We start from the raw sequence: 26441 nt of genomic DNA on the forward strand, positions 1-26441 counted from the left end.
TATGGGCCAAGGGCATGCCATCAGCTCCGTACTGCGTGTGTTGAACGTAGAGCGCTCCACGTATTATGCACATGTGAATAGATCGCAACAAGGAAAGGAAAACATCCACAGGGCCGGTCGCCCCGCCCCTGGTTTATCTTATACACAGGGTGGTAAGCCCATCAGTGATGAGCAGATATGCGAATGGATCATGGAGTTCTTGGCAGGGGAAGGCTCGAATTACGGCTACCGCAAGCTAACCATCCTGCTACGTCGCCGCCATAAACTGAAGATTAAAAAAAAGAAAGTTTACCGCCTATGCAAGGAAATGGACGTGCTTCGTCCACAGCGGAAACTCAAGATCAAGCACCCGAGGCGCCTTGCCAATAACCGTATCATAACGGGATCGAACCAACTGTGGGAAACGGATATTAAGTACGGTTGGATTCACGGCGAGCAACGTTTCTTCTTCCTGATGAGCATCTTGGATGTGTTTGACCGTGCGGTCGTCACGTATCACATCGGTCTAACGTGTGAGGCCAAGCATCTCGTCCAGATCACGCAGGAAGCGCTGATGAGGCGCCAGCTCTTTGACAAGGCAGAAAAGCCGACGATACGTACAGATAATGGTCCGCAGTTTATTAGCCATCTATTTGAGGAGGCCTGTACCGAGTTTGCCATGGTTCACGAGCGAATTCCGCCCAAAACACCGAATAAAAACGCTCACATCGAATCTTACCATTCGATCATAGAGCAGGAATGCTACCAGCAAAACGAGTTTGAGTCTTATCCACAGGCTTACGAAGGGGTCAGTCAGTTTATCCAAGATTACAATCGTATCCGTATCCATGGCAGCATCTATGACTTGTCTCCCTATGAATATATGGAAGCGGTGAAGCAAGGAACGGTGAAAGCAAAGCAGATTAAGGTCTAAGTATCACGGGATGAGAAAAGGAGGCGAACATCCATGAATGAGCATCGTGTGCAACTGCAAGAAGGGATTGCCGAGATGGAAGCTACCATCGAACGATTGCGGGAAGAGATTCAACGTCTGATCAAGCAGCGTGACGCCCTTGAGAAAGGAAATTTGGAACGATATCGAAAGCTCACCGAGCCTGAATTTTGACGAGGAGTTCTGGAGTATAAATTTGCTGGGATAAAAGATGCTCATTCAGGCGAAAAACGAAGGAATTGGAAGAAATTCTAAGAATAACAGTGAATAAGAGGTGCTGTGTCCACTATAAGGGGGTTTAGCCGGTCAGTTGTCAGCCCTAAACCTAAATAAAGTTGAATTGCGTTAATGGATTCGATCGCCTTTTCGTCATATTCTCTATAATTATTTTCTTGACGAGATGTTTTGATCAATCCTTTCTCCTCATAATAACGAATCGAACGGGCACTAACGCCAGTTATTTTTCTTACCTTTCCGATCTTCAAAACGATCACCTCATCGATTAGGAACGTTAGCTTTATTATAAAGCTTCACATTAATGTAAAGGTCAAGAAAAAAGATTAAATAAAAAGAGCCCCTGAGGGGTGAACTGTGACCCAGTTTGTGGACAGTTTGAAATAAACCGCCTAGAGCTTAGCTAGCAAGCAGATGACCTCTGAATTCATCGGGGGTCATCTTTTTTAATGTCCACTGGTATCGTTCTGAGTTGTAGTAGCTTATGTACTCCTTCACTCGCACTCTCACTTCATCAATAGTTTGGCAATCGCTAAAATCAACGTCGTCTTTCAAGTGACCGAAGAATGATTCCATGGGAGCGTTGTCCCAGCAATTGCCTTTGCGCGACATCGACTGCTTAAATCCTGCCTCAGCCATAAGAAGACGAGTTTTAGGATGCGTGTAGTGCATCCCTTGGTCGGAGTGCAGGATCGCTTCTGGATGAATGTTTCCATCTAATCGCTCTAAAAGACCCTGTATTGTCCGCTCGACAATCGGAAGCTCGAGTGTTGCTGCCACGCTGTCGGCAAGGATCTGCCTGGTCGCCCCGTCCTTCACACAGGAAAGGTATGCCCAGCGTCCGCTTCCATAGCGCAAATAAGTGATGTCAGTGAGAAACACTTTCTCAGGTTCACCTTGGTCAAACTTTCTCTTCAGCAGGTTCGGGCATGTCTTGTGCTCTTGAGTTGCCTTAGCCATCTTGCGGTAGGGGTTCGCCTGACGGATTACGGCCACCAAACCTGCCTTTCCCATAAGTCGGCGAATCTTCTTGTGGTTCATGACAACGCCGCTTATCTGTTCCAGCCGCATCTTAATCACAAGCGCACCTGCTTTGCCGCAAAGCGCGTCAAAGTGCTGCTTGATGAGAAGGATGTCCTGCTCGTCCGCAGCCGCACGAAGTTCACGATCTTCTTCCGCTCCCAGCCACCTGTAATAGCCGCTTGGACTTACTTCCACGAGTTCGCACAGATAGCGTGTCATTCGTTTCAGGGCATATGCCCGAATGGTGCGATTTATGATCTCATAGCGCTCAGAGGGCGTCAGCGTTTCTTCTTCTGCCGCTCGAGCGCTTCGAGCTTTTTTAGCATGTCCACTTGAGCTTCAAGCAGTTTGATCTGGGCCCTAGCCCGTTTCAATTCTTCTTCTGCTGACAACTGACCGGCTGGCTTGCGCCCTGTACTGCTCTTACCGCGCCGCTCTGTAGCCAATCCTTCCTCACCGTACAGCTCGAAGGTTTCACGCCACCGTTTTAAGCTGTCTTTGGGCTTCTTATGACCAATAATGTCCAGGTCGAAGCCGGCACGAATAAAGATTTCTGAAGGTGTCTGCCCCTGCTTGTAGGCTTTCAGCGCCTCCAGCTTGAATGCAGGTGTGTATGTAATGGCCGCCTCGGTCACATGATGTACGTTTGGATTCTCCTCAAGCTTCCTCATTTGCTCCTCGGTAAAGAGTAACCGTTTCAACTTCCCCATTTCGTATCACTCCTCGTCACATACCTTGATTAAAACACAAATGACCCACAAGAAGTCACTTTTTTCAAAGTGTCCATCTTATGGGTCACAGTTCATCTAAACCGATCGCTGCTGTTTTTATTAAGCTATCGTTTCCCGTTAGTTCAACCACCATGAGTTATCAAGAGTTATTATTCAATACTCTGAAACCATTCAGGATGTTCATCTCTAGTTATAACCATCCATAGGGAATTGTGGCAAACAGGAGTATGTTCTGTTCTTCCGTTCATTTAATTTTAGTCTTACTCACCTACCATACCGTCACCATCACGATCATCCATGTATTTGTATAACCAATGATCACTCGTTATTGGCATACTATAACCGGCTGCTTTCGCTTCTTTTATCGTTATCTTCCCGTTACCATTGGTATCAACACTAGAAAGATCATCTTTTGTATTTGGATTAGTCGCTTTTGTGTTCGAACTTTTTGAATCAGAAGGCTTACTGTCTGTTAAACCAAGGGTTTTGTTTACTTCGTCAGGATTCACATTATCAAATTTATCGACAATCACGTTACCCTTTAACGTATAGGTGTATTGATAACTGGAGGGAATCTGCGTTTTCGTGTTCGGGTAGGTGATAATTGCTTCAAAATTAGTAGCTCCACCTGCTTTGCGTATAGCGTCTTCCATATATGCTTGATCACCATGTCGGTTGAGCGTACTATCTTGTGGGGTGATATTATAAGCATTGGATACACCGCCAAGAGAATCAGCTATGGCATGTCCTTCGTCTAAAACAGCACTCTCAACCCCAGGGACCTTTGCTTCATCAGCACAATACCTACCAGACGATGAGACAGGCTCTTTATTGTCATCTTGTAGAATGATTTTATCAGCAATGACACGCACTAGTTGCCCGTGTTCGTTTGTAAATGCCCAGTATTCACGCTTCCCGTAACCAACATCCACAACGACGTTAGGTTCACGATGGCCAGACAAATCACAAGCATCCACTTCAATACGTTCGTATCCTGAGAATAGATCGTTATTTGGTTGGGTTGGTGTTTCCTCGACTGCCGGTTCATCAACAACCTTTTCTTCTCCTTTTGGTTCCTTAATGGCCTCGGTAATAGTTCCCTCTGCTTCTTTATCAACTTTGGTTACTTCTTGTATGGCGTTTTCTCCATTTGTAATAGGCGGATCTTCTACATTGGTACAACCAACCATAAAGATGATCGTTAAAATTAAGATTAAATAGTTCATTTTCTTTTTCAATTTAGGACTCCCCTATAATTTCATACTGTTTATTCTAAAAACGACGACTATAACTTATCTTGTTCTATAATCTTACCATAAAAGACTAATATCCTATTGAATTATCCTGCCAATTACAATAGAACAGGGAGCAGCGTCGCGGCGTTCTGCTCCCTGTATTGGTTCAACTATCGTTCTCCGTTAGCTTAGCCCATTTCTGGTTGACGACGGATTAGTGTTGCCTGCTCAAAACTATAGGCGATGCTGATTAGCGTGGGCTCACTTAAAGCCCTCCCGGAAAAGACAACACCAAATGGCCCCTGCGTCGAATCGCCATCAGCATCAATTGTTCCTTTTGCTGAATAACCGGCGGGCACCGTAATAAGGGGATACCCTAACCGGGCAGCAATGTACATGCCATCAACGTCACCGGGTAACATTAAAGCATCTAAGCCGTGTTGATCGAGTACATAGTCAATCCCTTGCGTTACAGCCGGATGGTTATATTCTTGTCGTTTAAGTTGATATGTTGTCTCGTTTAGCGCATTTTGTTCCGAACGAATCAGATTATCTTGGCCAAACTTCAATGCGGATGCAGCGTGTTTCTGATTATAAGCTATCAGATCTTGAAGAGAATGTACGGGCAGATCCGAGTTCAACTTTGATAAATAGCGATTCAGGCCTGTTTTGAATTCGTAGCAGATAACATCATTGTTCCATGGATGCTGTTCCAAATGGAGGTCCACAGGATCGATAACTGTAGCACCTTGCTCACGCAGAACATTAATGGCGGATTCCATGATGGAAAGTCTTTCTTCATCCAACGACCGATAGTAATGTCTAGAAATCCCAATTCGAGTTTTACACAGAAAGTCTCTGTCTAGATAAGTTGTGTAGTCATGAAAAGTACGATGTGTGCTAGTCCAAGTTGCCTTATCGTTTTCGTCAATCCCGACGATTGCCCCAAGTAGAATCGCTGCATCAGTGACTGTCTTTGAAATCGGTCCTGGCGTATCCTGACTTATAGAGATTGGGATAATTCCGCTGCGGCTCGCAAGCCCTACAGTAGGTTTTATTCCGACGAGAAAGTGTTGGCTGGCCGGCCCAATAATCGAACCTGCGGTTTCTGTTCCGATCGCTGCTGCTGTCAGGTTCGCCGCTACGGCTGCAGCCGATCCTGAACTTGATCCGCTGACGAAGAGCTTGCCAGGTCCATATGGATTCAACACATATCCTCCTCTGGAACTGTATCCAGCTGGCATACGATTGGACATAAAGTTCGACCACTCGGTCATATTGGCCTTACCTAGAAGAACAGCGCCAGCGGCCCGGAGCTTTGCGGCTACGAACGCATCTTCAGGAGCAAACGACTCAGCCAATGCGATTGAACCAGCGCTCGTATGCATCCGGTCGTACGTATCGATGTTATCCTTTAGCAGGATTGGAATTCCGTGCAGCGGCCCCCTACTACCTGTTGTATTTCGCTCAAGGTCAAGATTCCTTGCTATTTCAAGAGCATCTGGATTGATCTCTAATACGGCATTGATCAGAGGATTATACCTATGAATGCGTTCGATATATGCAAGGACGAGGGCTTCGGATGTACATTCACCCGAAGACATTGCCTTTTGCATGCTCACCAAATCGGCTTCCTGAATCCAATCTTGTAAGTTAATGCTCATATATTAAAATACCCCCGGTACTGGTAAATTTTCGGACAACAGTAATATGGTAACATGCTGCCTTGCCAAGGGTATAGGTAAAGTTTTGATTAGATAAGAATGTATCGGTTGGGCATCGCAGTAAAGCTTGTATTTTCCCGAAGGTTAATGTTGTAACTAAAGTAATCTGCCCGTTAGAATTCCTGTAATACGAATATTTTGGAGATTGAACAAAAACGAGCGCCTCGGTACGATGGGGTTACACACGAGGTCATTGCCTCAAAAAGCCCATCCAGGAGGTCGCTCTACTATGAAGTTTAAAGCACAAGATAAGCAAAATCAACTCATTGAAAACATTACCGCTCATCATCTGGTCGTCGGAGTAGACATTGCTCAAGATACTCATGTTGCCCGGGCCGTCAGCTTTCGCGGGATTGCTTTAGGTGCACCGCTGGAATTCGGTAACCATCTTGAGGGTTTCAAGCTATTTGGACGCTGGATCCAGGATCTACTCCAAACCTACAAGCTTAACAAAGTCATTATAGGCATGGAACCTACAGGTCATTACTGGCTGAATCTTGCGCGCTGGCTCTCTTCTCAGCGCATTGAAGCCGTTCTCGTTAATCCCCATCTCGTTAAAAAGAATAAGGAGAACCGTGACAACTCGCCATCTAAAAGTGACCGCAAAGATGCTCTTGTCATTGCAGACATGGTCAAAAACGGGTACTACTCCCCTGTTCGTTTTCATCCAGAAGCCTACGAAGAACTGCGAATTCTCATGGCTAACCGAGACACGGTTACAAAACGGCTCAACAGTGCTGTTAACCAAATTCATCGATGGGTTGATATCGTGTTCCCTGAGCTGCGCCAGGTCTTTAAAACCCTTACCTGTACCAGCTCTATTGCTACGCTCAGACTCTTTCCCTTACCGGAGGAAATTAGTAGATTAACCACAGAAGAGGTTCTTACCGGTTGGAAACAATATGTAAAGCGTCATGCTGGAGTTAAACGAGCGGAACAGCTCATTGAACTAGCAAAATGCAGCATTGGCGCCACGCAGGCACTCCAAGCCTACAAGCTTCATCTGAGTCAACTACTAGAGGAATATGACTTGGCTCAGCGCCAACTTGAACAAATTGAGCATGAACTTCATCTCATCTTGAGGCGTATCCCCTATGCACAGAAACTGCTCGATATTCAGGGTTTGAATGCAACGAGCTTGGCTGGCATTCTAGGAGAAGCTGGAGATCTGAGCGGCTATGTACATGGAAATGCTTTATTACGACATGCCGGCCTCAATTTAACTGAAGCCAGTTCCGGAAAGTGGCGTGGTAAAATGGCGCTTAGCAAACGCGGCCGCCCTCGTCTCCGACGTTTTCTCTATCTCATGACGATGTGCATGGTCATGACCAATCCGGATATTAGAGCCCTGCACCACCATAATGTCGATGTGAAAAAACTCAAGAAAATGAAATCTATAATGAAATTGTGCGGTAAAGTCGCCCGTATGCTTGTTGGTCTGGCCAAAAGCAGTGAAGCTTACGACTCGACTAAAGTGTTTCCGCAAGCAGCTTAAGCAGTTTTTCTCACCAGCTCATGCATTCGCAGGATGACAAGAAGCACGAGGTATCGGGAGATATTAAACAAAAGGGCTCGGACCCGTTCCGTTAGAAAGACCGACCTCCACCCCTTAGTTAGATGTGACGAAGGAATGAAAGGGCTAAGACCCGTTGAGACATGGGAGTGAGAATCACTAGGGCAAAGTGGAGACGTGCATGATATGGAACAAAGTGGGTATTGGACACAACACCCTTGTTCCCGCATGCCCTTTCTACTGTCCCCAGCCACCGACTCCCCTGGATTCTCTTCTTTCATGTTTAGCTCAGGGTGAAATCCTGCGAATTCATGAGTTTGAGTGAGGAAATTGAATCACTTCGAGGGAGTTTAAACACACTAATGCGATTTTGTTTTCACTATTCGTATTACCATCTACATTGCTTTTCTTTCTAAATTTAATGATTTTTATTCCGTTCTCAGGTGTATCGATTAATGTGAAAGTGATTCTTTCATATGAAGGAGCGTGATGTCCTGAATAGTTTAATGCACTTGCAATAACTAAATGTCTTCGTGTATTGCCTTTAATTCGCTCAACGCTATCTATCTTGGACACATTATAAAATCCGGAAAATCCTTCTCGATTACCAGAAAAGTATCTTGTGTACAATGTTTCCTCTAAAAGTTCTTCTTTAGTTGTGGTCCAACAGGTTCATACTTCCAGCCAACAATGATCCAATCATAAAGCTCTTGTGAAGTTACTCGGAGCTGGTAAGGGGCTGCAGGATAATGATCGGAGAGAAAAGAAAAAGCCGAGTGAAATCAGGAGTAAATGCCTGAAATCAGCTCCGGCTTACAGTTAAACTTTATAAGCTTAGTGCAGAGTTTGTATGGGCTTTAAGGTTTATTGGATGTTAACACTAGTTACTAGTCTTTAATGTCTGTCTCCAAACAAAATGTTGTAATCCAACCACAGTGCAAAAAGTGAGCAAGAACACGACTTTAATACAAAATTCAATCAAAGAACACAACTTTTTCACTAGAACACAACTTTATTGCAAATTAGAACATAACTTTAATACAAAATATCAGAAATGTTCAAGCATTCCATCATCGCGAATCATCATACAAAGAGTACACCCGTTCCTACTTTGCCCGCAGGTCGATTTCATCTCTTGCACTTGCATCGGGCATTCTCCTTGGTCTGAGTAGAAAGAGTACATCTCATAAAACCTTCCACCCCACGGAAATTTGGACCATTGCATTAGGTAATCCCACAGATCACTGTCACGGATGTCGGCAATTGGATGACTTTCAAATCGATTTTTAATAATAATGCGATTCTCTTGATCACTCGATTTATCTTTCCCTGGTTTCGTTTTTGGAAATATAAACTGATTTTTCATGCCATGCTTAGAGATCGAGTTTGAGCGCTTAATGGATTCTGCATGACGAACACCGGTCATAACGCATACTTCACCAAATCGCTTTACTAGAAGCTTAATAAAACGCTCTGCAGGGGCAATCTTCCATCTATCTGTACACCAGCGAAAAGGGCTTTTTGAAGTTGGTAGCACTAGACCGTGTCCTATTACTTTCCTCGCAAATTTCTCCTTAGCTTCCGGCTCTACTAATACAGCCTCGAAGCAATCCAGACCTTGTTCCTTAGCACTTTCATTCATCAACCGTATACTCTTTCGGACATATTGTGTTAAGTTTGGATGTTCTAAACCCGTGTCAGAACTTATGAAGTAGATCCTTCTAGTACGATGTTCAGGAGGTGTTTCTAACAACGCTACCCAGGTACAGACACATAACAAAGTCGAGTCTTTACCAAAAGATGTTGTCACAACCCAAGGTCTACTATTACTGGGATCCAAGTAGGCTTCTTTAATATTCTCAATCACCTTTCGTATTGATTCACCAGCAGGTTTTATGGATGGTATAGTACCTGTAAAAGTAGCTGTAGGATTAGCCTTAATGATTTCTTCTGTAAATAATGATAACTGCTCCACAATTAAGCTCCCTTCTAATCCAGGACGATTTGCACGTATCGGCCCATAGATGCTTGAAATACACAGGCAACCGGTAGACTAATTAAATGGTCATACACTTCATCAGCTGGCTCGATAACTAGTAATGCAGTCTTGCAAAAGAAGACATTCACATCAAGTAAGCATTCAGGCGTATGAATAATCCTACATATATAACCCGCATCATCTAGTGCATCTTCAATTTCCATCGCATGCTGCGGTTCAATAAATGTAAGTAAAAGGTCCATATTTCCCACTCCTCAATTACAAGACCCCCTGACAAGAAAAGTCAGAGGGTCCTAATTAGTAATATTTATTAAGAAAAACTACGCTATTGCATTCATTGGAAGATACTCAATAATTGGTTGCTGCTCTGTTGAGTTAACTCCATCTACTAAATACTGTTTATCCAGTTTATTATATTTACTTCTGCGAACATTAATAGATGCAACAGAAGGTCGAGTCCACTTCCCCCACATATTGGTATCTACATCTATGTGCCCGTCCCAAATAATAAATGATTTATTGGGCAGAAAAACAAACTGGCTATTTGTTCGACGACGTTTTACTCTATAATCTAGATATAATGCCTCTGGATATTGAGCAAACGAAGCAATCGCTGCCTTACTCAAAGTAATTTGTATCGATATTGGAAACCCGGTAAGGTCATCAAACATCAGTATTGTATACTTACTACTGTCTTTCAATATCTTAACAATTTCTTGAAAACTCATAGACTCTTTTTCCTCCTCTATTATGGGTAAAATCAGTTCATCTAACTCAATTTGTTCTCCTTCTTCAATAAAAAAGAACTTTTTGCTAGCCTCAATAAAAGGATCAGGTTGTTCTATAAATAACTCCATATCCTTAAACTTATCATGGCATGTCACAACTTCCTTATCGGTGATCAATAATGAATTGTCTTCAACAATAAATGAAAGTTGTCCCTCCATGCATATCGCCTCCTCGAAAAATGCCATCACGCTTTTAATAGCTAAAAAGCCAACAAAAAAAGCGCCTATCTGATTCCACCCATAAAAGGTGTAATTCACAGAAATAGGCGCCATTTGTTGGCGAAATAAAAATGAAAGCTTCGTTGCCGCGTGGCGGAAGCATTTGCTAGTAATTATTTATGCATTTATAGTAGCATTATTTTCATCTATTGAGAAGTCATTACTCCTTCTTAATAAAGATAACACTATTTAGCATTCATTTCTCATACCAGTTGCAGACCTTGATATGAACGTAAACTTTCGTTAAAACGGTGTATCACTGATTTTATGACTTCAGCGACTGATCGAACTAAGCGAACAGGTACAGCATTTGCAATCTGCTGCTGCATTGATGAAAGACCACCTTTAAATTCAAAGTTATCACGAACATCAAATAAACGAGCACATTCTCTAACCGAAAGAATACGATTTTTATCTGGATGAAGGATACAAGACTTTCTTGGATTTACGATCGTAATGGATGGTTTATCCCATTCCAACCTTTTATACATATTGGATTGCTGACCCCGTGGACGAATCTCTTCAGGAATGTCAAAAACATTTCCTCCTGGAGGAACATAGTTCATTCTTTCAAGTGATTCTGACTTAGCTTTGGATACATCTAATTGGTTAGGTATGTCATCTCTCAATCCTGTGAATGCATCTCGTACAGTTCGATACGTACTACTCTCAAATATCGGAGTTGGTAATTCGATTTTGCCTATCTTACTTCCAATAAATAAGGCTCTGTCCCTCAGTTGTGGACTGCCCATATCAGCTGCAGATATAACACCAGATGTAATCTCAAAATCTGAGAGTGCAGAATAAATTTCATCTTTGAACTGACCATTTCCAGCCGTAAGAATTCGAGGTACATTCTCTAGAAAGAAAATTTTACAATTCTCATTAGCCTTTATTGCCTCAATGTAATGCTTCACAAGGAGATTGTTTGGATTGTCTAAAAAATTTGTATTTCTATTCGCGTTAGTAAAACCCTGACAAGGACTCCCACCAATCATTACAGGAGCTTTTATAATTTTGCTTTTATCAATTTTCGTGATATCTCCATGCATAATATGATTTCCGATATTATAACGATAAGTCTCGACAGCATCCCGATTAAGCTCTAATGCAAAAACTACATCAAAACCCGCTTCCAAGAACCCCAAATCCATGACACCCGCGCCACTGAATAAGCTTGCAACATGAAGCGGGATTTCCAGATTATGAAGTGCAGGTTGAAGAAATGAATTGGATTCAGATGCTACGTTTTCTCCAAAGAATAGGTCGAACTCCATTTGTTCATATCCAAGTAAACCTGCAGCTTTCTGCAAAGTTTTCCGAGACATAACAATTTCGGAGGTCTTCTTTACTGCAATAAAATCACTTATATAAGCGATTTTATGCTTGGAACCTTTTTTTGGCGTTTGGGCTGACTTATCTAACGCAGATGCTTTGGAGGCAACGTAGCCTTGTACAACTACATGCTCTCCGAAAATCTCTACCTGAAGATAATCGCATCCATTAAAAGCTTCAAGCGCCTCTTTATCCCGTATATCAATTACAGGCTTAACACTTTCCTTTAGTTGACGCTTAGATACTGTATTATCCGTATTATTTTCAGATGAAAGAATAATGACTTTTTTTGAATTCTGGTCGATGACATAACGATAATGTGATCCAGGTTGAAAGACAGTTTCCTGAAGTATTTTGTCCTGTAAATAAACACCGCGTTGAGATACTTTGGCTCTTCTTGATTTTAATAACATTGATTCTCCTCCTACAACTTGGAATGATTGGGTTGTGATAGAACGCAAAAAAGCGCTCTTCCAAACGTCCACTCCATGACATGAAAAATGGATTAGGCGTTTGAAATAGCGCTCTTAAAATGCTCCTTTAGCCGCATGGCGGGAGCCTTGATCAAAGTTCATTTAATATAAGATTATCATATTTAAATCAAACAAGGAAGGTAAGCATTAATAAATGCTTCCTCCCCTTACGTACGTTTTATTTTCTGTTCGGATGATAGCCAGCTGTCTTACAATTAATCCATCTCTCCACCTACGATCATTGTTGTTTGGTAACGTATTTTCCCGTGTGCTATCCTTCCACCACCTACTGGCGTACCCACCTTTACGTTTATAATATAAGAAGCACCTATCCCAAAAGCACCACTTTTGTCTTCGACTCGTTCGATATATGAATAATCAATGTCTTCTTTTAAGTACACTTGAGAAGTGGATATATGAATCCACACAAGCTCATTTTGATGTGTTCTTAGACCAACCTGATAATTGTTACCACTGTTATGTTGGAGATAATAAATTCTAGCTAGTTCACCTACCGGTATAAAACTATCGATACTTTCAGACACATTAGATTGAACTTCAGTTAACGTTCCATCCATGTTGTTTTCCCTTGCTGGACCTCCTGTTGTTTCTTTTGATGCACAGGCAGAGAGCAGAGCCATAATAACTATTAATTTGATAATTACAGAAATATTCTTTTTCATATGCGTTCCCTCCACAGTATTATAAAATTCTTATAAATGATTACATCTAGTACTCTGTCAGTGTTAGTCCCATCAATTTCTCAATACGGACATTAAGCCGCTGCATGATAGTCATTTTTTCGTCTTCATCAAAAAATTGCAGTGCTTGATTAGGATGCTTGCCATCAAAATTATTGATTAAGAGTTCGTATATATCATCCTTAGCAAATTCATATAATTGCCCTGAAAAAGACGCAAACGGTTCTTTTGTTGTCATCCAATTTTCAATGAAACTTAGAATTTCTTCTTTCGTGAAATCCTCGTTTCTCGACGAGGTATAAACAATTTCCTTTTCAAAGACTTCTTGATCGATAATAATGCCATTATTTATACTGAGGAACTGTTGTAAATCATTTACGATCCAATCCACCTTCTCATTAACATAGTTTCCTCTAGTTTCATTAATAGGTATATGGATACGAGCTTCCAAATATTTTTTTATCAAATCATCATCTCTCCTTTTCTAATAGACTTGTACAATTCTAATTATAAATGAGCATTATATATTCGACTAACAACTGAGGATAGAACTAAACAAGCCCTTGTCATAGACAAGGGCTTGTTTTCTTACTTGTATCAATTCAGTTATTTCAAATAAAAAGTGAATACATTTTCTTTAACAGGCCTATTCGATAACCTTCAGTAATCGTTGAATAAGCACAGCTGTCTCACCACGAGTGATATTAGTTTTTGGTAGGAAGGTATTATTGGCATAGCCCTTAATAATTCCCTGCTCAACAGCTAATTTAACGTCTTCAGAGGCCCATGCAACAATGTCCTTGCTATCTTTGAATTCCTGTGCAGTACCATCATTGTTGATGCCAGCGTTTCTCAAAATATTGGAGATCATCACAGATGCTTGCTCCCGAGGAATAAGATCATTAGGTCTAAACGTCTTATCGGTGAATCCCTTCGTGATTCTATGATGGAGAGCAACTGATAATTCTTCTGCATACCAAGCATTTTGATTAAAGTCTGTAAACTTAGAACTGAAATCTGATGATCCAGACAGTCCTAATGCTCTCTTCAACATGATTGCGAATTCTGCTCTTGTTACAGTTTTGTTTGGTCCGAACGTTCCGTTACTGTAGCCAGTAATAATCCCTTTCGATGAAAGCTCTTTTATGGCATCGCTTGCGAAATGGCTTCCTTCTACATCAGTGAACTCAACGGATTCAGATGGAGTTTTGTCAGGGGCATCCGTACCTTCAGCCCCTTTCCCATCCTCGGAGGTATCTTTACCGTTCTCTCCGGTTCCTTCAGATGTAGGAGGTGTTGTTGAGCCGCCAGCTCCACCACTTGGAGGAGTAGGACTTACATTACCGCCAGTTCCAGGGTTAGATCCACCATTATTTCCATCTCCCGGATTTGTCGGTGGAGTTGTTCCACCACCGTTGTTTCCATCTCCTGGAGTAGTTGGAGGATTAGTTCCTCCACCACCATTTCCATTTGGATCAGGTACAGTTACACCACTACCATCGGTAGGAGTATCAATAGAAACTTCAGTTTCTCCAACAACTTCCGGAGTACCATCAGCAGCTGTCTTTACGGCTGTGATTTCATAGTGATAGTTCTGACCTGCTGAGACGCCTTCTTCATAGAATGGCAGACTTCCATCTTCAACAGCTACATTACCATAATCCCTAACTTCACCCGTTACCGAGTTTACGAAAGTTCTACGGAACGTCCCATCTCCATTAGACGTATAGGTCCATTGAGGGTTACGCTCTACATAGTACTTATCTACCTCAGGAATTACTTTAAAGTTAAAAGTAATAGTTCCTTCAGCCGGACTAGGTACTGGAGTGATAATGATCTGTGGAGCTTCTGCTGGCGTTGTAACACTAACAGGTGCTCCAGCTGTTTTACCGAATTGGTTAACTGCTACCACGAGATATGCATAAGTTTCTTCTGGACCAGTGGTGTCGTCTGTAAGGACAGACAAAGGCCCCTTATACACAAGGTTAGTTCCGTTACGATAAACCTCATACTCGGAAGCATCCAAAACTATATCCCATTGCAACTTAACCTTATCTGCATAAGCTCTTACAACCTTCAAACCTGTAGGCATTCCCGGTGCTTGACCATCAATAGGTCTGGCAGGGGTATTAACCTCTTTCAAGGCAGCTTGAGAAGATTGTCCACCTTTATTTGCTACCACACTGTAAATGTACTTAGTACTTTCAGTTACAGTATTATCCGTAAAGAACGTGTAATCAATAGTGTCTAATGCAACTCCATCTCTATACACAGTGTAACTATCTACATTCGGAACAAGTTCCCAGATAAGGTCTACTTGATCATAAGTTACCTTAGTCACAGTAAACCCAGCAGGGTAAGGAATAGTTTCCACATTTGTAGTTACACTTACAGAACTGCTAGGGCTGGTTTGTGCAGAACCATCCTTAGCTACAATTTCAAATGTATAGTCAGTACTTGGACTCAGACCAGAAATGGTTGCAACTGTTACAGTACCTCCATCATAGAGAACAGCTCCTGATGCCACATCTTTAATTTCATAGCCTGTTGCACCCGGAACAGAAGTCCAAGAGAAGCTTACAGTTTTATCCGTCTTGCCTGTTACTTTAAAATCCTGTGGAGCAGTCAAAGGAATAGATGCCATAGTTCTTACAGGAACGATTACAGGATCACTATAAACATCCCCTATACGCGCTTGTACATGGTAGTAATAAGTTGTGTCAGGACGAAGTCCTGTGTGCTCATAGCTAGTCGCAGTTGTTTCTGTTATTACATCTCTAATAGTGCTCGGATTCAATGTCACAATATAGTCAGTTGCATTTGGAACTGAATCCCAGCTCAAATTAACAGTCGTAGGACTATTAGAAACTCCTACAGCATTTGTAGGAGTAGGTACCTTTTCAGGAGCAGTAACTGTAATACTTCCCGCAGGTCCTTGCACTCCATTAACATTAGCACGAACTTCATAAGTATAATCAGTGCCTGTCACCATTGGTCCGTTATGAACAAAGAAAGTTTCATAACCACTTCCTATGTTAGAACCATTACGCTTCATAGCATAGTTAGTTGCTCCCGCAACTGGGTCAAAACTAATCTTAACATACCCAAATCTCAATTCTTCTACTTTCAAGTTTGTTACCTGAGGAATTTGTACTTGAGTTTTAGTCTTCACCATTACAGATGTAACAGGACCTTCAGTTGTTCCAATCTTAGCACTAACGGTATACGTGTAGTTAGTATCTGCGGTTAATCCAGTTTCAGAGAAGGAATTACTCGTTGGATTACCTACAACTGTACCATCACGCTTTACTACATAGCCTGTTGCATTTGGAACTGAATCCCACGTTAAGCTTGCTTTTTCGTGAGAATCAGCAACCGCTACCAAATTCGTAACTGCCGGAACTTGTGGTTGTACAGGAACTGTACTTAATGTAAATGGATTTGAGAATGACCCATCCCCTCCAGAAACGCTAACAGTCGGTAGTAGATGTAACGCAGGCAATGTAGCAATATATGTGGCAGTCGCATTTGAATTGCTAGTTTTGATGAAGTTTCCTTCTTTTCTCATGGTCATTGTACTATAACCAGTACCACCATACGTATTCATTAACCATACCGAAGTGCTTCCTGTCATATTCAGGATTTTACCTGCTTTTAAAGTATTGGCTTCGTGCGAGGTAAGCAATCCAATTTTTGATCTAACTGTGTATGAATTGGAAGGACTGGCATCTTGAGGTACATTCCAAGTATGCAAAGAAACCATGCCCTGTTCCTCTGGAGTTGCATTTCCTTCAAACCAGTTCTTCAAATATCCGCCGATATTATCTGCACTTGTAGGATCATATATTCCGCTACCATTTTTATCAAATGGTGTAGAGGAGCTAGTAGGGTTAACTTTAAGTAAATAGTTATCACCAACTAACGACCACTTCTGACCCATAAAATCTACATAACTGGTAACATAACTATCTATATTACCAAGCTTTGCTGGCAAGTTTACCACATTCAGTGTGAAAGTATTACTTTCTACAGAACCTTTGCTATTTTTCTCTACAATCTTTAACTTTATTGCCCCAGAATATGGATAGCTTAATAGATTATAAGTTATAGTTCCATTCTGAGTGGGGCTTACATTCTTTGTAGTAAAAGTTGCACTTAAAATACCGTCGATATACAATTCGAATTCAGATGTGGTTTGATTCGGAGTCCACTCTATCTTACCAGTCTCGAAATCACCAGGAACACTAGCTGTTATAGTTGTTGCACTTTCAGGTGCCACAAAACCCGTTCCATCAGTCAAATCTGAAAATGAGTATTCTACTAGATCTAGGGCGGAGGTTCCTGTTAAAGATAATAATTTCTGTCCATCTCCCGATAGACCATAGAATTTGTAATAGCCCATCGATAATTCAGGATCTACAACCTCTAGAGTGCTAGTAGCCATTATTCCCTTTACATTCGGCAAAGTCACATACTTCGCATCCTCAAGCAACGTTCCTGCTCCATATTGAGGAAACACTTCCTCTTGAGTTAGCCGAATTCTATTACCACTGGCGGAATCAACCAAATAAAATCCTGCACCTTCAGACACAGTACTATTTACATACTCAATAAATTTGCTTCCATCAGAGTTCGTTGAAATAATACCCTGGCCACCTTTGTTAGAAAGCGAAGAATAATATTTCGAGGAAGGTGTTAATACAGTATCAAAAGTACCGCTATTAACATCATACTTATATGTACCTATAGACTGCATTCTGTTAGCGGTGTTAGTTGTGTACGAGATTAATAGACTATTCCCATCACCTGTATACAATAACGTAGTGTGTTGTTGTGGATGCATAGAGTTCACAGGATTATGTGAACCTGTTGGCAAATTAAGAACTTCTAGTGTTTTGGTCGAAACATCATACACTTTGATCAAACCACTAGTACTACCGTCTTTTGCAAGATACGCTACTTTACTAGCATCCGGAGTTATAGTAGGCCATCCTAATACTTTATCTGTACCACTAATCTTCTCCTCGACACCAGTAGCCGCATCCAAAGTAATCATCCGATAAATCAGTGCTGCACTCTCCGCACGCGTAAGATTAGCTTTTGGTCTAAAAGATCCATCCGGGTAACCGGTAATCAACTGTTTCAGACTTAAGCCAATTACTTCTCCTTTGGCCCAACTTGCGATTTTATCGTCATCTGTAAACATTGGGCTACCGTTCTCACTCTTTGCTTTCAGCACGTTACCAAGCATCTTAGATGCTTGTTCCCGGTTAATAAGATCATGTGGTCTAAATATCGTGTCGCTAAATCCATGGGCTACATCGTTATCCCAAGCAGCTTGCAGCTCCTTGCCATACCACAATTTGAGATTAATATCTTTAAACTCCATTTCTTTTTGTGAAGTGCTATCGAGATTGAGGGCTCGAACTATCATAGATACAAATTCTACCCTTGTAATCGGTCTTACCGGTTCATAGTAGGTTTCCGATGTTCCTTTTACGATCCCCCGACTGGCAAGCTCATTAATGTATTCTCTTGCAAAGCTATTCTGAATGTCTTTAAATGAGGACTGGTTACCTGGACTTGGTTTGTCCTTTTCATCACCATCAGATGTGTCTCCATTAATCTCTTCAGGAATCGGCTTCTCATGATTCGGGGTTTTTCCGGTTTCTGGATTACCGTTGCTCGATTCATTACCGCCCCCGCCAGCAACTGGAGGCATCTTCTTTGTCTCTACTTCAAAGGCGACTGATTTACTGGTTCCTGATTTGTTTTGTGCCAAGAACTCATAAGAATATTTCTTACCAGCTTCAAGACTTCCATCGATAAACTCTTTTTCACTAATCTCTATTACTCTCAACTCTTCGCCGTTGCGACGTATTTTGATACTATCAGCACCTTGTGTCTTTGCCTTTGACAAATCAAACGTGACAGATGTCTCAAATACACCTTTTACTTTTATTCCGTTGGGTGCACCTGGTGTAGTCTGTACATCGAAAGATATCCCGGCACTACTAGTTCCCGATTTATTTCGAGATTTAAATTCATATGAATATTCTTTTCCGGGCTCAAGATTGTTATCAGTAAAGGCATTTTCGCTTGAATTTATTACGCGAATCTCTTCACCGTCTCGATAGACTATTATCGAGTCGACACCCTTCTTGTTCGCGGCACGAAGATCAAACACGATACTGTTTTCTCCTATCCCTTGGACTACTACTCCGGTCGGGCTTGAAGGGATGGTGATAAACTCTACTTTGGACGGGTCAGAAGGTACACCTTGTTCATTTTCAACTACTATGCTGTAATGATATTCTTTACCTGGTGTTACAGGAGACAATTTTATTGGCCCCTCAGTACCTCTCCATATCTCTGATCCAACTTCATCAATCAAAACGTGATCCAGCCCATTTTCCACAGGAGTAAATTCAATGATAACTTGATCCTCTTCAACCGTAACAATAATACTTTCTGGGTTTACTGGAAGAGTTTTGGTGGTTATCGAGAGCTTGGCTGGAATACTTTCTCCGGATCCATTGATTGTCCGTACTTCGAATCCATAGGTCTTCCCTGGCTCAAGATGCTTGAAAGTAACTTCATTTTTCGAAACATCCATTACATCCACTGATCCAGATATCACGGCCTTGTAACCAATCGCGGTTTCATCCTGTTCCCAAATCAACGTTATTGCATCCTTGGTTACTGATTGAATAGATAAATCAGAAGGTGCATACGGCTTTGTCAAGAATTCACTGGCCGCAGATACCCCATAACCAGATTTGTTACCGGCTGATACTGTAAAACGATATGACTTACTGCCCGTAAGTCCGTTCAGCTGCAGTCTGTTCCCGGAAACTTCATATTCCTTGTCTTCTATCCGGACCATATACTTATCAGCTCCTGCCGATGAGTTCCACGTTATTTCAGCAGTCGTTTCTTCAATTTGTTCAACATTTAAACCATGTGGCTGCTCTGGAATTGTTACACCGGTTATATTAACGGACTTCCCTTGTCCACTCCGGTTTTGTGCCGTTAATGTATACTCGTACTCTTGTCCCGGATCTAACCCTTGGAAAGTATGCTGGGTTGAATAAACAATCTCACGATCTCCTCTGTTTGATTCTAGAAGATAGTTGTCTGCTCCCGTTACTAAGTCCCATTGCATGGTCATACTGTTTTCAGTTGCTCCAGTAATTTGTACATTGCTTGGTTTAGCTGGAAGTGTAATCAAGTTAGTTAGCTCAGCGTATTCCCCAGCCCCCGTATCATTAGCAGCTGTAACTTGGTAATCGTAGATGCTTCCAGAGTCCAATCCAATATCTTTAAACTCAAGATCCGGTCCTTCATATATCAGATCCGTGAAACGTTCCAGATCATAATAAGTAGCACTTGTAACTGTGAGCCATTTTAGCGTAATCGCATTCTCCTCAATGCTCGCACCAGAGAACCCTCCCGGTGTATCCGGTAGAGATAAAAAACTGATACTGTTACCAGGTCCCTGTCCAGTACTATTAATACCATGAACAGTAATATTGTGATTTGAACCTGCAAGCAAACCATTGATTGTATAACTGTTAGTGTTAATGATCTCATCGATCAAATTGTTTCCAGCACTGTCCTTAACGATAACTCGATAGGAGTCCGCACCTACTGATGGTATAAACGTAAGAAGTGCTTTACTGTAATCGCGGCCCACTTTTTGCACTTGCATCTGCTCCGGTCCGTCCGGTTTTGTGAGAACCGAAATGCTTTCCGCTGAAGATTGGCCAACATGATTTTTGACAGTCGCAATGTACTCATATGTTCTTCCACCAACGACACTATAATCAGTTATTTGATTTTCTGGATATGATACGCTATAAGTTGCACCTGTAACGGTATTCCTTATTTCGTATACATAACCATCCGTATAGACATTTCCTTGTGGTAGATCCCACTGGATAGTAACTTGATTCTCTTGCACATTTGTAGCTCTGACGTTTTCAGGTGATGCCGGTTGGCTCTGAATTTTGAATGCTTGGGATGAGTAAAAAGATTGATTTCCTACTTCATCTTCTAGAAACAAGTGAACATACCATTCACCTTCATTCGCGATTACAATTTCATCATCATCAAGAACTTCAAATCCTTTTGATGGAAACATTGGTGTTGGTAGCACCTTATATTTGACCTGAGAAACACCTGAGTATTCATCTACTACATCGACCTTCAACCTTACTGAGTTTGAAGTCCATTCACTACTGTTAGGCGTTAATGTCGCAGTAGGACCCGTTTTGTCAATCTGAACAATAGCTTGTGTCTCATTTCCGATCCCGGCCTCATTAATTGCCCTTGCAGTTACTGATGTTCTTCCTTCCAAGTCAATCACTTCTGAAGTACCACTCTGAAAGGGACCATCACCAATTTTATATTCATATTGAATGTTCCCATATCCAGTACTACCCGATATGTCAAAGTTAACAGGTCCTTTATACCATCCTTTGCTATAGATCGAGCCAGAATCCAATTTAATTGAAGGAGTTGTTGGAGGATTCTTAACAATCATGGTTTTGACTGCTTGTAACGCTCCTGCATTGCCAGCACCATCTATCGAACGTGCCTTGATTGATGTGATCCCTTCAGTTGATATCGTAAGCGGTGCAGTATAGGTCTGCCAGGATCCGTTACTGATACTATACTCCGTTTTACTTATTCCAGAGATTGAATCAATTCCGGGAGTGACGTTAACTTGAACGTTTTGATTGGTCCAACCTTCTGGACTGACCGATATAGTTGGAGCAGATGGCCCTGTTTTATCGATAAGAATGTTTTTGTCGTATACAGCAGCTACTGCGCCACCCTTTCCATCATCCGCAATTACAAAGACATCTATAAAAGTTCCTTCAGGCAACTCACCTTTAGTCCATCTGAGCACCCATTCTCTTGCTGTAGATGATGCATTAACAGAAGTGGTCTTTGTGATTCCAGCCACCGTTACCGAGATTTGAACATTATCGTTTTCTACATCCTTAACTGTGCCGTTTATTTGTAGATCCTCAGTGGTACTCGCATTAATAACCTTACTCTCTTGATTTAGCGTAACGACAGGAATACGATTATTTATTGCTTTTTTAACGTACCAATAACCATCTTGATGCAGTCCGTTGTCGGGATATGTACCATCAACATCTATTATATTTTCATTTAGAAGCGTATCTTTTATTTTTTCACCGGTTGATACTTCCTGTATAATCATGGATGTATACGACCAACCATATTCATTCTCCCTAGTATTGGGATTCCACACAACACCCAAATAGGAGATAAAGGTCAATGTTCCCCAGCGGTCAAGGACAAATGATCCGTATTCCCCCGCTTGTACCAGTCTTGGATTATGGACCCCCCAACGTCCAGTATCTTTGTCAAAACTATAATTTTGGTATGCCCACACGTCTCCTTGATAAACGGTCTCTTGTTTTCCTGATTTCAGTTCAAATTGTGTTTTCTCTTTTACGGTGTATTTATCCCAATAATAGAGCGGTGTCTTGTCCACGGTTAACGTACCGTTATAATTTGTGGTAGTGGTTTCTATGCCGTCATTAGCTGATACCTTAATCGTTGCATATGCACCAGAGTTCAACTCAGCCGTTTCCCAGGTTAACGACCAATCCTTAGTTAAGTTTGTATTGGATATAAATATACTTTTGGTTATGCCGCCCACGATTGCAGTAACCGTCACTTTATTATTATCAGGATCTGACACCTTGCCTGAAATAGTAAATGTATTCGAACCTGCCTTAAGGTTTATTGTTCTATTTCCTGATGAAGTAATTGTAAGTATAGGGGAATTGTTCGATCCATCTGCGTGGACCTTACTATGGCCAACTAAACTAAAAAACGATGAACTTACTAAACAGAGCAATAAAACGATTGCTAACATTCTTCTCATTTAAGGAACTCCTTTCACCTGCTAAATCTATTAGTTAATACAAAAAAATAAGGTATGAATTTAAGAGAACAAACATCCCCCTTCTATTTCATAGGCAAAAAGTAAACTGCTACTAGATCGATATCAATTAATTTTTCAATGAGCTGACATAATCAGAACTTTTTCACAAAAAAAAGCACCACAAACCATGGCAACAGAGCCATAAGTTTGAGGTGCTTCCTCAATTTATCTGTATGTGATTAACACAATTATATATTGATCTACATCAGGTGTAAACTTCCATCAACCATTTCCATACCACTGCCTTATCCAAGTTTCCAATTGGGTCTGCCCAATCGAGAAATGTCTTCTACAGTTCCAAGTTCATCACATTTGCATTCATTTTCACCACTGGATAAGCTAACTCTTGTTATCAACACAAAAAAACCTCCAAGGTTGTCTCCATGTCTTACAACAATGGACACATTCTCTTGAAGGTATTTTAATTGGTCTTACTTTATCTTTATTTTAACTTGGTCAAACCCCATTTGGTGGCTGCTCTTTCTTATGGAAAATGTTTAGATTACCAAAAAATCTTACATTGTTCTTGGATATTAAATTAAGAAGGCTTTTTAAAACCTCCAATTTTTTAGTAATATTTTAAAGCATCGCTAGTTGTCCAGAGTCTTCAATAGTAAATATATCATCAGTAATCAAATTCTTATGAAAATGATTATTAGTATGAATGTTCTCTTGATCTCTTTTCATTAAAGAATTCAGATTTTTCAAAAGAAACTTATAAAGTCTCTGTGCTATTGCTTTAAAGGTTTGAAGACATACAGATTGTCCGATACTCTCAACAACTAACTTATTACTATCACCCAAATAGTAATCCTCGGAAATGCCGTGAAGAGCTCGAATGTGATTTCCTTTTAAATAAGCAAAATTATTAGGAATTGTCGGATGCTTGATCCAATTCTCTGGTTGTATTTTATGATGGCTTTTAGTTATAGTTCCAACATAAGCGTCTTTCGAAATGTCAAACATAGTCATGTAGTGATTGTGGGTTATTCCCTTATCTTCCCTTGTGAGAAAGTACTTAAGTGTATCACTCTCATCAGGAGTGATCCACTCCAATTCATCTATTGAGAGAACTCCGTCTTCTTCTATTGAGTTTTTATTCCTTCCAGTAGGCTCTGGGAAACAAAATCCTTCGAAGATAGACGCAACCATAAAGAACCTTTCTCTTTTTGTGCGACTGCCATAATCGAGACTGTCGATCTTCGTTCGAGTAACACTAAAGCCTTCTTCTTTCAGACAGAGTTCTAGACTCACTCCAGCGACTTTTTCAAATTCTCCTACATTTTCAAATAATATGGATACAGGCCTCTCTGACTGTTCTTTTCCCCAAAACAAACGCATTAAATGCATGAATAAATGCATTGTTTGGAATTCCTTCTTAGTACCATTAGAAGCTTTTGAAAAATCAGTGCAATCGAGAGTTGCTACCCACACATCTGCGTATGGTAGATCATTTGGATCAAGTAGCTGCATTGGTAAATTAAACATTATGGACTCCGGATGATTCCTAACATAAATATCAGAGAATTTATGCTCGCTCCCCTCCTTAGGATTCCATTCAACTGAAGCAATCTCTTTAAAACCAGCTTCGATCAAACACTGTGAACTAATACCGGTACCAGCACAAAAAGATATGGTTTTTAATTCACCATCAGAAGTGCAGTGTTTGTTTTCTTTTAGGATCGTAGCGGTATTCTTCAATCCTTCTATGATCACTCTGCCTTCCACAAATGTAACCTTGATATGTGCACAATCTTTTAAAGCACCTTTAATATCGATTCCGGTTTTATCGATAACAGGAATCGAGTTCTGGTTCCTTACTTTCTTAGAAACTTTATTTGCACCTTCATGATCAACTGTAAATTCTATTTTATTGTTTTCAGTACTTGTAACAGTACGAAATCTTGTGCCAGGAATAAATCCTGCCTGGGTGAGTAGGGCTTTATCGATATAAATGCGTTCTCCGTTATATGTTGATTTCCCAATAAATTGATGAATAATAGGTGTTTTCATTACCATACCTCCAAAAAATTCAATGTTTTAAAATAGGAATTCTAACTGCCCTTTCTTGTTCATCAGGAGAGCAGTATCATCATTTCGCTGTCTCGGTGCAGTTGTTGTTGCGCTGACCTGTTTACTCATAATGGCTACAGCTAAATTAGTAGAGATAGCCTGTGCTAATAATCCACAAACTCCTTGACCTACAAGCTGCGTCCGTTGAGTTTCCGTGATACATTCTGGAAAAATAAATTCGGAAGGAATGTTCATGAATCGAAGAAGTTCTTCACTGGAGAAATATCGAAAGTGCTCACCATCAGGATGGCGTAAGTAGCTACTGGTTACGTTCGTACGACGGTAGGAAGAAAGAATCGCATTGATTCTTGTTGACTCAAGATCAACAAGAGTATGTGTTGATTTAAAGTTATTTGTAATGTTGTTTTTTTGGAGAATCTTTTCGATAGGACTGCCCTGGATCTTATGCCACTGTCCCCCTGATTCCCATTCATTACCTAAGACTTGGCCAACAGTAGTACGAAAACGATCTGGGATTTGTGGTATTTCTGGCCACATGAAATCTGTCTCTTCTTTTGTTGCTACAGCGAATCCACGCGGACGAGAACTTACTGATCCGAAATCGAAAGAGTTCAATGAAGTTTCGTACCAATGTACAAAACCTGCTGCCTTAAGTAATGATCGAAGTTGATGATAACTACGGGTTTGGTAATAAGACGGGACCTGCTCAATAATTAAAGCTTGGCATCCTGTTGCCCAAACAAGTCGTGCATAATGTGGAGTAAGGCCTGAAGTAGTTCCAATATTTCTAGACCCAATCAGTGAGTACTCCGTACAATCGGGTGATATCCAACACACATCAGCTGCATTAATCCAAACTGGGCTAATAAATTTAATGTCACCCCAAATGGTTACTCCGGAAGTGAAATTGTACCTGAATGTATCAATTGCTTGTTGACTAACGTCCACACCACCAACCGACTCATATAACCCTGTACCATGTACAAGTGCAGATGTAGCCATACCAGCTCCAGACGGTAGACTGAAAAGACGGATTTTTGAAAGACTATGCCCTCTGAGATACGTATCTTCAGAAACAAAACACACGTCAAATGTCTCTTGTTCTTGTGTCACTACGATTTCACCATCTTTAATGACAATATCGATACGTTTCCGCGCTCTTAAAACCTTAGAGATGTTACGATTCGCACGATCAAAGAAAGGACGAGGTTGAGTCCATCCTGCTCTCATACGACGTGATATTACCCCGTCTGCATCCTCATCTTCCGTTCTGACAACAACTATTGAAGTTTTTTCAATTCGGATATTCACTCGATCGGAGATTGAGAAACCCGCCTCTTCCAGAACACTCGGCTCAAAAATTAGCCTCGTGTGTCCATCTTTCTCCGATGTTCTTAAATTTCGAACCATCTTAATTTCATCGTTCTCCATGTAATAGACACCTCATTTAAAGATATTCATGAAAAAGTCGGACGAATTAACTCAGCGTCCGACTTTTAACTGGGTTGATAGG

General features: G+C 41.1%; 17 protein-coding genes. 3 read left to right on the forward strand and 14 right to left on the reverse strand.

What is annotated here, in order from left to right:
- Position 1 precedes the first annotated feature (1 nt).
- Together ACPV3A_RS01450 and ACPV3A_RS01455 are read left to right on the forward strand one after the other, a co-directional pair.
- Positions 2-913, forward strand: coding sequence for an IS3 family transposase (locus tag ACPV3A_RS01450; RefSeq protein ID WP_082834229.1), 912 nt, complete (start codon positions 2-4; stop codon positions 911-913).
- A 33-nt stretch (positions 914-946) separates the two neighbouring features.
- Positions 947-1105 carry a hypothetical protein gene (locus ACPV3A_RS01455; RefSeq protein ID WP_156515018.1) on the forward strand — a complete coding sequence of 53 codons (159 nt, stop codon included), beginning with the start codon at positions 947-949 and terminating at the stop codon, positions 1103-1105.
- A gap of 77 nt (positions 1106-1182) precedes the next feature.
- On the opposite strand, the gene ACPV3A_RS01460 is transcribed toward ACPV3A_RS01455, so the two are convergent.
- The 5 genes from ACPV3A_RS01460 to ACPV3A_RS01480 form a co-directional block, all read right to left on the reverse strand.
- A complete protein-coding gene (locus ACPV3A_RS01460; protein WP_082834230.1) occupies positions 1183-1416 on the reverse strand; it encodes a MerR family transcriptional regulator in 234 nt (77 codons plus the stop codon).
- 148 nt (positions 1417-1564) lie between these two features.
- A complete protein-coding gene (locus tag ACPV3A_RS01465) occupies positions 1565-2470 on the reverse strand; it encodes an IS3 family transposase (protein ID WP_331000348.1) in 906 nt (301 codons plus the stop codon).
- The gene (locus ACPV3A_RS01470; protein ID WP_231887924.1) at positions 2467-2898 is read right to left on the reverse strand and encodes an HTH domain-containing protein; all 432 of its coding nucleotides are present in this window, start codon (positions 2896-2898) and stop codon (positions 2467-2469) included. Before ACPV3A_RS01470 ends, ACPV3A_RS01465 begins: the two co-directional genes overlap by 4 nt.
- Before the next feature lie 281 nt (positions 2899-3179).
- Positions 3180-4157 (reverse strand): DNA/RNA non-specific endonuclease, encoded by a 978-nt coding sequence (locus tag ACPV3A_RS01475; protein ID WP_231887925.1) that lies wholly within the window; start codon positions 4155-4157, stop codon positions 3180-3182.
- A gap of 185 nt (positions 4158-4342) precedes the next feature.
- A complete protein-coding gene (locus ACPV3A_RS01480) occupies positions 4343-5818 on the reverse strand; it encodes an amidase family protein (RefSeq protein WP_063477461.1) in 1476 nt (491 codons plus the stop codon).
- 289 nt (positions 5819-6107) lie between these two features.
- Between ACPV3A_RS01480 and ACPV3A_RS01485 the strand changes: the two genes are divergently transcribed.
- Entirely contained in the window at positions 6108-7373 is a 1266-nt protein-coding gene (locus tag ACPV3A_RS01485) for an IS110 family transposase (protein WP_063477462.1), read from the forward strand.
- Between the two features lie 1066 nt (positions 7374-8439).
- Here the strand turns inward: ACPV3A_RS01485 and ACPV3A_RS01490 are convergent.
- The 9 genes from ACPV3A_RS01490 to ACPV3A_RS01530 all read right to left on the reverse strand — a co-directional run bounded on the left by ACPV3A_RS01490 (position 8440) and on the right by ACPV3A_RS01530 (position 26359).
- Positions 8440-9366 (reverse strand): phosphoadenosine phosphosulfate reductase family protein, encoded by a 927-nt coding sequence (locus tag ACPV3A_RS01490; protein ID WP_063477463.1) that lies wholly within the window; start codon positions 9364-9366, stop codon positions 8440-8442.
- Positions 9367-9380: 14 nt separating this feature from the next.
- A complete protein-coding gene (locus ACPV3A_RS01495; protein ID WP_063477464.1) occupies positions 9381-9632 on the reverse strand; it encodes a hypothetical protein in 252 nt (83 codons plus the stop codon).
- A gap of 78 nt (positions 9633-9710) precedes the next feature.
- Positions 9711-10337, reverse strand: coding sequence for a hypothetical protein (locus tag ACPV3A_RS01500; protein WP_063477465.1), 627 nt, complete (start codon positions 10335-10337; stop codon positions 9711-9713).
- 263 nt (positions 10338-10600) lie between these two features.
- On the reverse strand, positions 10601-12145 hold the full coding sequence (locus ACPV3A_RS01505) for a DNA cytosine methyltransferase (protein ID WP_063477466.1): 1545 nt from the start codon (positions 12143-12145) through the stop codon (positions 10601-10603).
- Between the two features lie 275 nt (positions 12146-12420).
- Complete coding sequence (locus ACPV3A_RS01510) at positions 12421-12888, reverse strand: hypothetical protein (protein ID WP_063477467.1); 468 nt, start codon at positions 12886-12888, stop codon at positions 12421-12423.
- A gap of 46 nt (positions 12889-12934) precedes the next feature.
- Complete coding sequence (locus ACPV3A_RS01515; RefSeq protein WP_063477468.1) at positions 12935-13372, reverse strand: hypothetical protein; 438 nt, start codon at positions 13370-13372, stop codon at positions 12935-12937.
- Between the two features lie 180 nt (positions 13373-13552).
- A complete protein-coding gene (locus ACPV3A_RS01520; protein ID WP_076153562.1) occupies positions 13553-22834 on the reverse strand; it encodes an S-layer homology domain-containing protein in 9282 nt (3093 codons plus the stop codon).
- 639 nt (positions 22835-23473) lie between these two features.
- On the reverse strand, positions 23474-24907 hold the full coding sequence (locus ACPV3A_RS01525; RefSeq protein WP_063477470.1) for a DNA cytosine methyltransferase: 1434 nt from the start codon (positions 24905-24907) through the stop codon (positions 23474-23476).
- A 27-nt stretch (positions 24908-24934) separates the two neighbouring features.
- Positions 24935-26359: a DNA cytosine methyltransferase gene (locus ACPV3A_RS01530; protein ID WP_063477471.1), complete on the reverse strand. Its 1425-nt coding sequence runs from the start codon at positions 26357-26359 to the stop codon at positions 24935-24937.
- Between the last annotated feature and the right edge of the window lie 82 nt (positions 26360-26441).

This window comes from Paenibacillus sp. Dod16 (assembly GCF_049893405.1).
In the GTDB taxonomy this organism is placed as follows: Bacteria; Bacillota; Bacilli; order Paenibacillales; family Paenibacillaceae; genus Paenibacillus_AQ.

Coding starts and splice junctions, on each gene's coding strand:
- ACPV3A_RS01530 (WP_063477471.1), bottom strand. CDS start 26,359: ATGGAGAACGATGAAATTAAGATGGTTCGAAATTTAAGAACATCGGAG.
- ACPV3A_RS01495 (WP_063477464.1), bottom strand. CDS start 9,632: ATGGACCTTTTACTTACATTTATTGAACCGCAGCATGCGATGGAAATT.
- ACPV3A_RS01450 (WP_082834229.1), top strand. CDS start 2: ATGGGCCAAGGGCATGCCATCAGCTCCGTACTGCGTGTGTTGAACGTA.
- ACPV3A_RS01470 (WP_231887924.1), bottom strand. CDS start 2,898: ATGGGGAAGTTGAAACGGTTACTCTTTACCGAGGAGCAAATGAGGAAG.
- ACPV3A_RS01455 (WP_156515018.1), top strand. CDS start 947: ATGAATGAGCATCGTGTGCAACTGCAAGAAGGGATTGCCGAGATGGAA.
- ACPV3A_RS01510 (WP_063477467.1), bottom strand. CDS start 12,888: ATGAAAAAGAATATTTCTGTAATTATCAAATTAATAGTTATTATGGCT.
- ACPV3A_RS01500 (WP_063477465.1), bottom strand. CDS start 10,337: ATGGAGGGACAACTTTCATTTATTGTTGAAGACAATTCATTATTGATC.
- ACPV3A_RS01520 (WP_076153562.1), bottom strand. CDS start 22,834: ATGAGAAGAATGTTAGCAATCGTTTTATTGCTCTGTTTAGTAAGTTCA.
- ACPV3A_RS01485 (WP_063477462.1), top strand. CDS start 6,108: ATGAAGTTTAAAGCACAAGATAAGCAAAATCAACTCATTGAAAACATT.
- ACPV3A_RS01480 (WP_063477461.1), bottom strand. CDS start 5,818: ATGAGCATTAACTTACAAGATTGGATTCAGGAAGCCGATTTGGTGAGC.
- ACPV3A_RS01525 (WP_063477470.1), bottom strand. CDS start 24,907: ATGAAAACACCTATTATTCATCAATTTATTGGGAAATCAACATATAAC.
- ACPV3A_RS01505 (WP_063477466.1), bottom strand. CDS start 12,145: ATGTTATTAAAATCAAGAAGAGCCAAAGTATCTCAACGCGGTGTTTAT.